The following is a 12,782-nucleotide window of genomic DNA, read 5'->3' as shown; positions in this document are numbered from 1 at the left end:
CAATAATTTGATAACACACCAGTTTGAATAAGCTGCAAGCGTCCACTATGTGGTTCTCGACGTACGGTCGAGAACAACCCCGGTATAACACCCGGGGTCTATAACTGAAAAATATAGAATCGATCCATCGAAAGATGTTTCGGCGGCTATAGCGAGAGGGAAACGCCCGGTCACATTCCGAACCCGGAAGCTAAGACTCTCAGCGCCGATGGTACTGCAGGGGGGACCCTGTGGGAGAGTAGGACACCGCCGGACTTAACTTAGCAACACCAGAAAAGCCACCCCACGGGGTGGCTTTTCTGCTTTAACCCACATGCATCAGCCAGCCTCGCAGCCCTGCACTGGCCCCGCGCGACACCAGCGCCGCTACGCCCCAGGACACGCCGGGCGCGTAACGGCGCAACCGGCGCGCCACCCGCGGAGGTCAACGGGGGCGGTCAGCGGGAGCGGTCAGCGGGAGCTCAGGGGTCAGCGGGCGGGGACGGCGTCGAGGGCGTCCAGGTCGTTGTCGAGGTCGTCTGTTGCCGTCAGGACCTCGCCGTTGAGTACCTGGAGCGACCAGTCGGTGTCGTCCAGGCTGGCGACGTTCAGGGCCGCGTTGGTGATGGTGCCGACGAACTCGCCGAGGGCCTTCATCAGGGTCAGGCGGATCAGCGTGCCGTGGGAGACGACGATGATCCGGGCCCCGGGGTGCGCCACGGCGAGCTCACGCAAGGCCTCGAGGCCGCGCGCGGCGACATCCGCTTCGGACTCCGCGCCGATGAAGCCGCCGTTGCCGGTCGGACCGCCATCGATGCGCAGGGCGTCGAGCTCAGGGCCGGCGCTCAGGCCCTCTGCGGGACCGTAGTTGCGTTCCACGATCTCCGGGATGCGGCGGGTCACCGTGAGGCCGAGGCCGTCCGCAATGAGGTCGGCGGTTTCCGCGGCCCGGGACAGGGTCGAGGAAACAATGAAGTCCCAGTCGTAGTCCGCCAGGTGGCCGACCGCCTCGGCGGCCTGCGCGCGCCCGGTGTCGTTCAGCGGGATGTCCGACAGACCCTGGATCCGCATGGCGGCATTCCAGTCGGTCTGGCCGTGGCGGATAAGGGCGAAGGTCGTTGGTGAAGTCACTACTCCATTGTCCCCCGGCCGGGGACCCAACCGGGAATCGCCAAGGCGGCCCGGACCCTGCCCGAACGCCTGCGACGCACGGCAAGGCTACGCCCGGCTCTGGGCGGGTGGAGACTGCGCGGGTTGACGCCGGGTCAGGCGGCGACGCTACGCGAGTTGCTCGCGGCCAGGCGGCGGGAGAGCAGTGCGGGCGAGGTGACGGGAGCCACGACCATGCGCCACAGCGTGACGAGAGACCAGCCGAACATCACGATCAGGAGGCCGTTGCGCGCCGTCAGCAGCACGAGCGCCGACAGGTCGCCGTTGACGAGGGGCATGTAGAACACCGGGAAGATCAGCGTGGTCAGAACGCCGATGGCGACCATCATGTACGCCGGCGCGCGCCAGGCGTGCCAGCTGTGGCTGACTCCGACGATGACGACGGGCGCGAGCCACAGCATGTACTGAGGGGACCCGACCTTGTTGAAGATGATGAAGGCGCCGACGAGCGCGAGCGACCCGACGAGCAGGAGCTGCGAGACGTCGTGGTGACGGCGCAACGCGACCAGCATGAGCGTGACGATCGCCCCCATGGCGATGAACATCAGCGGATTCATCAGGGAGGCGACGAGCGTTGTGCCGGGTCCGCTGACCTCGCGGGTGGCGATCGCGTAGTTCTGGTAGATGAACGTGTTCGGGTGGCCGAGGGCGGCGAGCCAGACCCAGGGGGTCGTGATCGGCGCTTCGAGCTGCATAGCCCGGTCGGACTGCATCGTGACGAAGCCGGTGATGTACTTGAGTCCGCCGAGAGCGAAGACAGTGCCGACGACGCCGGCCGTGACCGCGATGCCCGTGAGGATCACCGTGATGCGACGCCGGGACGCGACAACGACGGCGACAACGACGGCCGCCGGCCAGACCTTCACCCAGGTGGCGATGGTGAGCAGTGCTGTGGCCACGATCGGGCGACGGGCGAGCAGGACGAGACCCATGATCACGAGCGGGGCGGTGAGGCCCTCGAGCCGGAGCAGGCCGACGGGGCTCAGGACGAAGCTGATCACGAGGAAGAACCAGGCGGAACGGTAGCCGCTGATCTTGCGGCCGGCATCCGTGAGCACCATGACGGCCAGGGCGTTCAGCGCGGCCGTCATCAGGAACCACATCAGCTGGTACAACAGCGGACCGCCGAGGCCGGCGAACACGATCGGGAACAGGGCGCCGATCGGGTAGACCCACTCGACGTTGATGCCCATCCAGACGTGGTGCACGAGGCCCTGCTGGGCCCACGTGCGGTAGAGGGGCAGGTCGCCGAGGACATTGCCGGTCAGGATCGCGGGGAGGAGGGCCAGGAGGAACACGACGTGGATGGCGATGAAGCCGATCACGAGGGTGCGGGGGGTTTCCAGCCACAGGCGGCGGGCGGGCGTGAGAACGCGTCGGACCCGGTGGTCGACCTGGTCAAGAATGTAGGACATTTCACTCACCTCTGCAGACGGCCAAAAGCCCGGGAGGGCAGACTTCATCCAAATTATAGGTTTGTGCGCTGGGTTGCAAGACAGTTCTGCCCGGTTACCGGCCCTTCCTGCTGAGAGAGCTCACAGCCTGATGGCGGTCAGGCGAGCAGTTCGCGGATGTCCGCGGCCGTGAGCGCGGTTCCCCTGGCGCCGTCGGCGGAGAGCACGCTGTCGAAGAGGCGTGCCTTGGTGGCCTTGAGCGCCATGACCTTCTCCTCGATCGTGTTCTTCGCGACGAGCCGGTAGACGAACACATTCTTGGTCTGGCCGATCCGGTGCATCCGGTCGACGGCCTGCGCCTCGGTCGCGGGGTTCCACCAGGGGTCGAGCAGGATGGCGTAGTCGGCCTCGGTCAGGTTGAGCCCGAAGCCTCCGGCCTTGAGGCTGATCAGGAACACCGAATTGGTACCGGTCTTGAACTCGTCGATCACCGCAGCCCGGTTGCGGGTCTTGCCGTCGAGGTAGGAGTATCTGATACCGGCGGCTTCGAGCCGGTTGCGGGCCCGGCCGAGGTACTGGGTGAACTGGCTGAAAATGAGGGTGCGGTGCCCGCCGGCGACGATGTCTTCGAGCAGTTCGAGGAGCGCGTCGAGCTTGGTGGAGGGGATCCCGTCGTACTTGGCGTCGTAGAGGCCCGCGTCGAGGCTGAGCTGGCGGAGCATCGTGAGGGATCGGAAGATCTCGAAACGGTTCGCGTTCAGGTTCTCGATCAGGCCGAGCACCTTCTGCCGTTCCCGGGCCAGGTGGGTGTCGTAGACGGCCCGGTGCCGGGGGTTCAGGGTGAGCTCGAGCACCTGCTCCTGCTTGCTCGGCAGGTCACCGGCGACCTCCTCCTTGGTGCGGCGCAGCATGAACGGGCGGATGCGGCGGCGCAGCTGGGCGAGCCGTTCGTCGTTCGCATCCCGTTCGATGGGCTTCTGGTAGTAGTCCGCGAAGCGGGTGGGGCTCGGGAACAGGCCGGGCGCAGTGATCGACAGCAGCGACCAGAACTCCATCAGATTGTTCTCGAGCGGGGTGCCGGTGATCGCGAGCTTGAACGGTGTGTCGAGGCGCCGGGCGCATTGGTAGGCCCTGGATGCGCGGTTCTTCACGAACTGGGCCTCGTCGAGCAGGAGACCGGCCCACGGCACCGCGTTGTACTCGTCGAAGTCGAGGCGGAACAGCGTGTACGAGGTGATCACGACATCCGCTTCGGCATGGAGGGCTGCGATGCCCGTCGCCCGTTTGCGCGAGGTCTCCGTGACGGATGCGACGCGCAGGCCCGGCGCGAATCTCGCGCACTCCGCAGCCCAGTTCGAGACGACGCTCGTGGGAGCGACGACGAGGAACGGGTGCGCGGGTGCGTCGCTGTCGCGTGCGGCCACCGCGCGGCTGATCAGGGCGATCGCCTGCAGGGTCTTACCGAGCCCCATGTCGTCGGCCAGGATCCCGCCGAGCCGGTGGTCGTGAAGGAAGCCGAGCCATTCGAAGCCGGACTGCTGGTAACTGCGGAGTGTCGCGTGCACGCCGTCCGGCAGCGGGAGCGTCGGTACCCGTTCCACGTCGGTGAGCCCGGCGACGATGTCGCGCCAGCCGGCGGCCTGGCTTGTCACGACGCCGAGTTCCTGCAGTTCCTCCCAGAGGTCGGCCTGGAAGGGGCTGATGCCGAGGGAGGTCGCGGATGGTTCCTGCAGGCTGCGGGCTTCCTCGATCAGGCGGCGCAGGGTGTGCAGTTCGGGCCGGTCGAGGCTGAAGTACGTGCCGCTCGGGAGGATGAGGATGTCCTGGCCGGTCGCGAGGGCCCGGAACAGCACGTCGAAGGGCACGTCCTCTCCGTCGATCGAGACGGACACCGCGAGATTGAACCAGTCCCGGTCGTCGAGGCGCTCGCTCGTGCCGACGCTGATCACCGGGGCGGTGTCCGCCGCCCGGTAGTCGACCACGACGCCGCTCTGCACGACGACGACGTCGGGGAGTACTTCGAGCCGCGGCACGACCCCCTCGAGGAAGTCGATCATGCCGGCGCCGGTGAGTTCGGAGTGCCCGGACAGCCGGGGCACCCCGCCGCGCCGCGGGGCGAGCTCGGTGAGGGGTGCGAGCAGTTCGTCGACGGAGCGGAGGATCCGTGCCTCGGCGGCGGAGTCCCGGTAGCGGTGCTCTCCCGGAGCCGGCCGCAGTTCGAGGTCGTATTCCCCTGCTGGGGTTTCGGTGCTGGTGCTGGTGCCGGTGCTGGTGGCGGCCGGGCCCGCCTGGTAGCGCCACGCCCAGTTCAGAGCGATGCGCGCATCCGCCTGGTGGCTGATCGTGAGCGTGAGCTCGGGGCGCGGGCTTTCGGGCAGCTCGAACGAGTCGTCGCGGCTCGTGACGCGCGCACGGTCGCGGAGGTACGGGTAGAACTCGGCGAGGAAGTCGGGCTCGTCGGCGGTGGGCACGTCGATGGACTGGCCGGTGGCGGCGAGGTTCCGCAGCTCCCTGCTGACCTCGACAGCGAGCGGCGCGAGGGTGAGCCTGCCTCCGGTCGGGTCCCCGGCCGGGGCATCCTGCCAGGTGTAGATGCCGTGCGCCGGGTCGCCCGTGAAACCGAACCGGCCGCCGGGCAGCCGGTGCTCGTCGAGTACGACGGTGGGGGTGAGCGCGAGGCCGCCGGGTGTGCGGCGGATGTCGAGCTCGAGTGATGCGGGACGATCGGCGATGCGCACGGGATCCTGGGCGCCCGAGGTGGAGATGAGCGGGATGCCGGCGGCCGTCGCCTCCTCGAGCAGGCCCCAGAGCGCCCGGTCCGGGAAGTCGTCGAGCTGGATCCACTGCGTCGCCGAGCCGTAGTACGGGCGTCCGGCGAGGTGCAGGGCGTAGAGCGCGGAGAGCACCCGCCGTTGGGCGCGCTGGGCGGTGCCTGCGGTCTGGGCGATGTTGTCCCAGGTCAGGGCGCCGCGGATCCAGCGGCCCTGCTTGCCGAGCAGCATCGGCCGGGCGGCGAGGTGCCGTCCACCGGACTGGAACCGGGAGTTGACCGGGGCGAGCACCTGGAACTGCAACGCGAGTTCCGTCCCTGTCCGCGCGGCCGTCTCTCCGGGTGTGGGCAGGCCGCCGAGCGCGCTGCGCCAGCGCGGGACGGTCGGGGCGGGCGCTGCGGATGCTGCTGCGGGGGACTGGACTGCATACAGGGCCGGCGGCGCGGACCGCCTGCGGAAGCGGTCGACGTCGGCCTCGTCGGCCTCGATCGAGCCCGGATTCCCGCCGTTCCGGCTCGTGACGAGCAAGGCGGCGACATGCTTGCAGTTGCTCCGCATCGGGCAGGTGCAGAGCCCGGTCGCGCGCACCGCGACACCGGCGGGATTCAGGATGAACGAGATGGTCACCGTGTACGGCGTGCGTCCAGTGCCCCGGACCTTTCCGATGAGCCTGGTGCCCGAGTCGTCCCAGACTTCGGACAGGACGTGGCCGTTGCGCGCATAACGTTCACCGCGCGAAAAGGCCTGGCTTCCGACGAGGAGGGCGATCTCGTGTGAGCTGAGAGAGTGAGCCATAAGGGGGAAGAGGGTTCCTTAGAAGGTCGAACCCCATTCTCCCACGGTGTGGCCGGCAGCGGAGGCGGCGGCGGCCTCCGCTGCCGCTCAGCGGGCGAGGCGGGCGGCGGCGCCGGTGGGGACGACGACGAGCGGCACCGGAAGGGCGTTGAGCATCCGGTGGGCGGTGATGCCGAGGAAGATCGTGGTCGGCTGGGCGAGGCGGCTCGAACCGACGAAGGCGACTTCGTCCGTTCGCCACTCGATGGCCTCCACCGCGGACTCCACGTTCTCGCCGACGGCGACCTCGGTCGTGATGGCGCCCGGAGCAGACGATCGCGTCGAGTAATACTCGAGCACCGATTCGAGATGCGCCGTGCTCTCCGCGGTCCGGGCCGCCTCGACAGCGGGCGTCGACTCGCCGTGCTGGGCGCGCCGGGAGTCGACCTCGACGAGGGTGAGGAAGCGCACGTCAACGCTGAGGCCCTCCGTGAACGCCAGCAACGAATCGAGGAGAGTCGACCAGCCGGGCCGGGTTCCGATCGCGCAGGTGATCCGGGAGATCTGCGCCGGGGCGAGGTACCCGTGCGGCGCGAGGGCGACGGGTACGGGCGAGGCGTGCAGGAGGGCGTTTGCGACACTGCCGATCGTGTAGCGACCGCGGATGCCGTGGCGTGAGGCTCCGACGACGATCCGGTCGGAGTCGAATTCCGTGACGGCCCTCAGCAGCCCGTCGGAGGTCGCATCCGCCCAGATCAGGTGCGTCGTGGCCACGACGTCGGCCGGCACTCTCGCCGCGGCGCCGGCGAGCCACTCGAGGCCCTGCTGTTCGAGGAGTGCCTCGAAGTCGGAGCCGGAGGCGCGCAGCCGGGAGGGCGCGATAGTGGAGTGCGGCAGCACGAGGCACAGCCGCAGCTCGGCTCCGGTCAGCCGGGCGAGGGCGACCCCGAGTTCGATGGCATCATTGCCGCGATCGGTCGCTTCGTAGGCGACGACGTAGTTCGCTGTCCTGGTCACGCTGGATCTCCCTGGGTTCTCGGTGAAATGTCGGTGGGGCTGGTCTGTGCGCTTCGTGGCCGGTGCTGCTCGGTGCTGCTCAGTGCTGGTCAGTGCTGGTCAGTGCTGGTCGTGATGCTCATGTCCGTGCGCGTGTCCTGCGGCACCCGGCTGCACGTCGAGGGAGGGGTTGCGGTCGAAGAAGCCGACCGGCTTGAGCCAGAATGACACGGTGTCGGCCGGCATGACGGGCCACTCCTCCGGGCGGGTGATGTGGTGGATGCCGAAGACGTACCAGAGCACGATGTCGGTGTTCCGCACCGGCCGCCCGGCGCGGGTCCACTCGGGCAGGCCGTGGTCGACCGCGCTCTGGTTGACGAACTCGCCGCAGGGCCAGCGCTGCGTCTCGTCTCCGGGGGTGACCCACACCGTGTGCCCGATCACCTGGGCGCGCTGGAACACCGGCGAGGAGGGGTCGAAGAACGAGGGAATTGCGCCGCCCGGAACGAGCTTGTACGACACCGGGGTGCCGAGCCCGTTCAACGTCGCCTCGTTCACGACCTTCCAGCTGCGTTGGGTCGCCCAGTCGTAGTCGTCGAAGCCCTCGGTCTCGATGGGCGTGCTCCGCTGGGTGAGGGCGAGGCCGAGCGGATTCGCTTCGTCGATCGGCTCGACGCGCGTCTCGGAGCGGAACACCGTGTTCTCGGTCCCGTCGATGTCGAGGTCCATCCGGGCGACGATGAAGTGCTGGTGGAAGGGGGCGTATGTGCGGGTGTCCACAAGGGTGCCGTTCGGATGCGGGTGGCCCGCGTCGAGGCTCGTGACGACCATGATCCCGGTCGCGCGCACCTCGCACTCCATATTGCCGTCCTGGTAGAAGCGCCAGTAGACGAGGTATTCGTAGTTCGCGACGGTGACGTGGAAGGAGACGACGAGGCGACGCATCCGCCGTACCTCCGATCCGCCATCGTGGTCGACGTGCTTCCAGAGCACGGCGTTGTCCTCTTCGTGGATGCAGATGGCGTTGGGAATCGAGTACGGTTCGCCGGCGCTGTTGTGCAGCACGGCGTCGAGGTAGCGGATCTCGCCGAGGCAATCGCAGCCCAGTTCGAGTGAGGTCGTCATGAAGCCCAGGCCCCACTCGCCGATATCGAAAGCCGTGCGACGGAAATGATCGACGCTCGGATCCCGGTAGGGCACGACCATTTCGGCGAAGGAGAGCCGGTTGGCGATCGGGCGGACGCGCTCGCCGTCCCGGTAGCTCACTTCGTGCAGCGTCATGCCCTCCCGGTAGTTGAAGCCGACCCGGAGCGACCAGTTCTGCCACTCGACCCGGTGGCCGGTGACGGTGAAGCTCGGCCCCTCTGCCTGCACGATGTCGAGCGGCCTCAGCGGAGGCCGCCGGCTCAGGTCGCGGATGCGAGGAGGGATGAGATGCGGCACGTATTCGCCCATCACGGCCGGGCGGTCGACCGCGAACGAGTCCTCGACGTCGAGGAGTTCCATCGTGTTGACGTCGATCACGAAGTGCAGTCCGCTCACCGGTCCGGCATAGGGGTTGGCGCCCGCCTCCGCGCGCACCCAGACGTCGGACCAGCCGATCCTCCTGCCCCGGAATCGCTCAGGGATGACGGCGTCACCGTAGGTCCAGGTGTCGATGAAGACGTTGTCGAGATCGGTGATGTCCCGGCGGGCGAGGGCGGCGACGACGTCCGGGTGCGCGCGGAGAGCCGCATCCGCTTCGTCCCACTCGTCGACCGTGAAGTTGGCCTGCACGCCCGGCACCGTGGTCCAGTCGAGCAGGGCGTCTGCGCTGAGGGAGACGAGCGCCACCCAGGTGCTGTTCTCGGCCCGGTTCAGCACGACGAGCCGGGCGAGGCGCTCGGGCACCGCACCGGCACGATCGAAGGCGGACCTGGCGTGCCGGCCCGGCTCGACGAGTTCGATCGAGGCGAAGCGCCAGCCCGGTCCGACACCGCGCTCGCGGCCGACGATGGCTGCGGCCGCGGTGAACTCGTCGGCCGTCAGCGGGTCGAGGGGATGGAAGGTCATCGGGGCTCCTCATCATCGAAGGCGTGTCTCGGCGGCGCTGTCGCCTGCCGCCGTTTGCGGTCATTATGGCACCGGTACCGCCGGACGCGAGTGCTGGCGCCGAGCGTCGCCAGCCTCTAAACTTGAGTCGACGCGACTCAGCTTTGTTTGTCGGCGGGCTGTCGCACGAGAGAGAGGAACTTCCCATGCAAGCAGGCCAGCAGCCGCCCCAGGAAGAGGCGAAGTCTGCGCTCGAGAAGTACGGCGTGAACCTCACCGAGATCGCGAAGAGCGGCAAGCTCGACCCCGTGATCGGGCGGGACGCCGAGATTCGCCGCGTGAGCCAGGTGCTCACCCGCCGCACCAAGAACAACCCGGTGCTGATCGGCGAACCCGGTGTCGGGAAGACCGCCGTTGTCGAGGGTCTCGCCCAGCGGATCGTGGCCGGCGACGTGGCCGACTCACTCAAGGGCAAGCAGCTCGTGGCGCTCGACCTCGCCGCCCTCGTGGCCGGGGCGAAGTACCGCGGCGAGTTCGAGGAGCGGCTGAAGGCCGTGCTCAAGGAGATCAACGACGCCGAGGGTCAGATCATCACCTTCGTCGACGAACTGCACACCCTGATGGGTGCGGGCGGCGGGGAGGGCTCTGTCGCGGCATCCAACATGCTCAAGCCGATGCTCGCCCGCGGCGAACTGCGCCTGATCGGAGCGACGACGCTCAACGAATACCGCGAGTTCATCGAGAAGGACGCCGCCCTCGAGCGGCGCTTCCAGCCGGTGCTCGTCGACGAGCCGAGCGTGGAGGACACGGTCGCGATCCTGCGCGGCCTCAAGGAGCGCTACGAGGCGCACCACAAGGTGTCGATCGCGGATGCCGCTCTCGTCGCGGCCGCGTCCCTCTCGAACCGGTACATCACCGCGCGTCAGCTGCCGGACAAGGCCATCGACCTGATCGACGAGGCCGCGAGCCGGTTGCGGATGGAGATCGATTCCGCCCCCGTCGAGATCGACGAGCTGCGCCGCAGCGTCGACCGGCTCAAGCTCGAGGAGCTGGCCCTCAAGAAGGAGAAGGACGACGCCTCCCGCCAGAGGCTCGAGAAGCTGCGGGCCGACCTGCTCGAACGTGAGGACACCCTGAAGGGACTGCAGGCCCGGTGGGACAAGGAACGCGCCTCGCTCAACCGGGTCGGCGAGCTCAAGACCCGACTCGACACCGCGCGGAGTGAATCGGAGCGGGCCCAGCGCGAGGGCAACCTCGAACGCGCCTCCCGGCTGCTCTACGGCGACATCCCCGTGATGGAACGCGAACTCGCCGCCGCCGAGCAGGCAGAGTCCGACGGACCGCGGATGGTCAACGACCAGGTCACCGCGGAGGACATCGCCGCCGTCGTCGCGATGTGGACGGGTATTCCCGTCGGTCGCCTGCTCCAGGGCGAGACCGAGAAGCTGCTCAACCTCGAGGGCGAGCTCGCGCATCGGCTGATCGGCCAGAAGCGCGCCGTGCGCGCGGTCGCAGACGCGGTGCGTCGCAGCCGGGCGGGCATCTCCGACCCCGACCGGCCGACCGGCTCGTTCCTGTTCCTCGGACCGACCGGCGTGGGCAAGACCGAGCTCGCCAAGGCGCTCGCCGAGTTCCTCTTCGACGACGAGAAGGCCATGATCCGCATCGACATGAGCGAGTACGGCGAAAAGTTCTCGGTGTCCCGCCTGGTCGGGGCGCCTCCCGGCTACGTCGGCTACGAGCAGGGCGGGCAGCTCACCGAGGCGGTGCGCCGGCGCCCGTATTCGGTGATCCTGTTCGACGAGGTCGAGAAGGCGCATCCCGAGATCTTCGACGTGCTGCTGCAGGTGCTCGACGACGGGCGCCTCACCGACGGCCAGGGCCGCACCGTCGACTTCCGCAACACCATCCTCGTGCTGACGTCGAACCTCGGCTCGGCGTTCCTGATCGACCCGACGCTCAGCACCGAGCAAAAGGAGGAAGCCGTGCAGCTGCTCGTGCGGCAGACCTTCAAGCCGGAATTCGTGAACCGGCTCGACGACATCGTCGTCTTCCAGTCGCTGTCGATGGAGGACCTCGGCCAGATCGTGGAGCTCATGATCGACCGGCTCGAGAAGCGCCTCGTGGAGCGCCGCCTCGAACTGGCCGTGACGCCGCGGGCGCGCACCTGGCTCTCCGAACGCGGCTACGACCCGATGTACGGCGCCCGCCCACTGCGGCGGCTCATGCAGACCGAGATCGACGACCGGCTCGCGACCGCGATCCTCTCCGGCAAGGTGCGCGACGGTGACACCGTGCTCGTGGACCTCGCGGCCGATGGCGACTCCCTCACGGTCGCGCCTGCGCCCGCTGTGCCCGTGCCGCCGCATCCGCTCGACGAGGCCGACCTCTAGAGCGCAGCCCGTATCATCGCGAGAGCGGGTGAGGCGTCGTTTTCGCACCCTGAAACCGACGATTCACCCGCTTTCGCGGTCAGCGGAACGGGGGCTGGGCGACGGCGTGCCGGCGAGGTCGGGAACTAGGCTCGGAGCATGCGTGCAACTGTGATCTATGGCGAGCGGGACATCCGCCTCGAAGAAGTACCCGACCCGATTCTCTCGACCGGCGGTGACGCGATCGTGCGCGTCGTCGCAGCCTGCGTGTGCGGCTCCGACCTGTGGCCGTACCGCGGCGTGCAGCCGACCAAGGAGCCGCACCGGATCGGCCACGAATTCGTCGGCGTTGTCGAGGAAATCGGCGCAGACGTCACCACGATCAAGGTCGGCGACTTCGTCATCGCGCCGTTCTACGACTGCGACAACACGTGTATCAACTGCCGGAACGGCGTGAGCACCTCCTGCCTGCACGGCGGCTGGTGGGGTGCTGACGACCGGCTCGGCGGCTTCGCCGACGGCGCCCAGGGCGAGCGCGTCCGCGTGCCGCACGCGGACGGTTCCCTCGTCGCGACACCGTCCCAGCCGACGGATGCCCAGATCCCGGGCCTGCTGACCCTCGCAGATGTGATGGGCACCGGGCACCACGCCGCGGTCTCCGCGGGAGTGACCCCGGGCAGCACCGTCGTCGTCGTGGGTGACGGCGCCGTGGGCCTGTGTGCGATCCTCGCCGCGAAGCGCCTCGGGGCCTCACGGATCGTCGCCATGTCCCGGCACGCCTCGCGGCAGGTCGTCGCGCGCGAATTCGGCGCGACTGACATCGTCGAGGAGCGTGGCGCCGAGGGCGTCGCGAAGATCCACGAGATGTTCGACGGCATCGGCGCGGACTTCGTGCTCGAGTGCGTCGGAACCAAGGAATCGATGGAGCAAGCTGTCGCATCGGCCCGACCCGGCGGAATGGTCGGTTACGTGGGCGTGCCCACCGGTGGCCCGATTGCCATGCAGCCCCTCTTCGGCCGCAATGTCGGGATCAACGGCGGTGTCGCATCCGTGCGCGGCTACATCGAGGAACTGCTGCCGGAGGTGCTCTCCGGGGCGATCAACCCGGGCCGTGTCTTCGACCTGGAGCTGCCGCTCGCCGACGTCGCCGAGGCGTACGCCGCGATGGACGAGCGCCGCGCGATCAAGGTCCTCCTCCGCCCCTAACCCGCCCGGAACCCGCCGCTCGCAGCCTTCCTGGCCGCGAGAGTACGAAAAAGGCCCCTTCGCTTCGCGTGAAGGGGCCTTTTTCGTAC

7 protein-coding genes and 1 rRNA gene are annotated in these 12,782 nt (G+C 68.4%); 3 read left to right on the top strand and 5 right to left on the bottom strand.

Translation table 11 applies throughout. From position 1 onward, the window contains the following. Window positions 1-138: 138 nt before the first annotated feature. Window positions 139-255 (top strand): 5S ribosomal RNA (gene rrf, locus QN345_RS09460). A gap of 213 nt (window positions 256-468) precedes the next feature. On the opposite strand, the gene QN345_RS09455 is transcribed toward rrf, so the two are convergent. The 5 genes from QN345_RS09455 to QN345_RS09435 form a co-directional block, all read right to left on the bottom strand. Further along, window positions 469-1,110, bottom strand: coding sequence for a histidine phosphatase family protein (locus QN345_RS09455; protein WP_277870862.1), 642 nt, complete (start codon window positions 1,108-1,110; stop codon window positions 469-471). 134 nt (window positions 1,111-1,244) lie between these two features. Next, window positions 1,245-2,564, bottom strand: a complete 1,320-nt coding sequence (locus QN345_RS09450; protein WP_166790701.1) for a glycosyltransferase 87 family protein — start codon at window positions 2,562-2,564, stop codon at window positions 1,245-1,247. Between the two features lie 137 nt (window positions 2,565-2,701). Then, window positions 2,702-6,109, bottom strand: coding sequence for a DEAD/DEAH box helicase (locus QN345_RS09445; protein ID WP_322189075.1), 3,408 nt, complete (start codon window positions 6,107-6,109; stop codon window positions 2,702-2,704). 87 nt (window positions 6,110-6,196) lie between these two features. Then, a complete protein-coding gene (locus QN345_RS09440) occupies window positions 6,197-7,105 on the bottom strand; it encodes a universal stress protein (protein WP_166787243.1) in 909 nt (302 codons plus the stop codon). Between the two features lie 99 nt (window positions 7,106-7,204). Continuing rightward, a complete protein-coding gene (locus QN345_RS09435) occupies window positions 7,205-9,136 on the bottom strand; it encodes a primary-amine oxidase (RefSeq protein ID WP_322189078.1) in 1,932 nt (643 codons plus the stop codon). A gap of 185 nt (window positions 9,137-9,321) precedes the next feature. Between QN345_RS09435 and QN345_RS09430 the strand changes: the two genes are divergently transcribed. Continuing rightward, on the top strand, window positions 9,322-11,508 hold the full coding sequence (locus QN345_RS09430; protein ID WP_134446164.1) for an ATP-dependent Clp protease ATP-binding subunit: 2,187 nt from the start codon (window positions 9,322-9,324) through the stop codon (window positions 11,506-11,508). A gap of 138 nt (window positions 11,509-11,646) precedes the next feature. Continuing rightward, the gene (locus QN345_RS09425; protein WP_134446165.1) at window positions 11,647-12,693 is read left to right on the top strand and encodes a zinc-dependent alcohol dehydrogenase family protein; all 1,047 of its coding nucleotides are present in this window, start codon (window positions 11,647-11,649) and stop codon (window positions 12,691-12,693) included. Window positions 12,694-12,782: the final 89 nt, after the last annotated feature.

Origin of the sequence: Cryobacterium sp. 10I1 (genome assembly GCF_035019805.1) — a bacterium.
Taxonomy (GTDB): Bacteria; Actinomycetota; Actinomycetes; order Actinomycetales; family Microbacteriaceae; genus Cryobacterium; species Cryobacterium glucosi.
This window is presented reverse-complemented; position numbering and strand designations above follow the sequence as displayed.

Coding starts and splice junctions, on each gene's coding strand:
- QN345_RS09445 (WP_322189075.1), bottom strand. CDS start 6,109: ATGGCTCACTCTCTCAGCTCACACGAGATCGCCCTCCTCGTCGGAAGC.
- QN345_RS09450 (WP_166790701.1), bottom strand. CDS start 2,564: ATGTCCTACATTCTTGACCAGGTCGACCACCGGGTCCGACGCGTTCTC.
- QN345_RS09430 (WP_134446164.1), top strand. CDS start 9,322: ATGCAAGCAGGCCAGCAGCCGCCCCAGGAAGAGGCGAAGTCTGCGCTC.
- QN345_RS09435 (WP_322189078.1), bottom strand. CDS start 9,136: ATGACCTTCCATCCCCTCGACCCGCTGACGGCCGACGAGTTCACCGCG.
- QN345_RS09425 (WP_134446165.1), top strand. CDS start 11,647: ATGCGTGCAACTGTGATCTATGGCGAGCGGGACATCCGCCTCGAAGAA.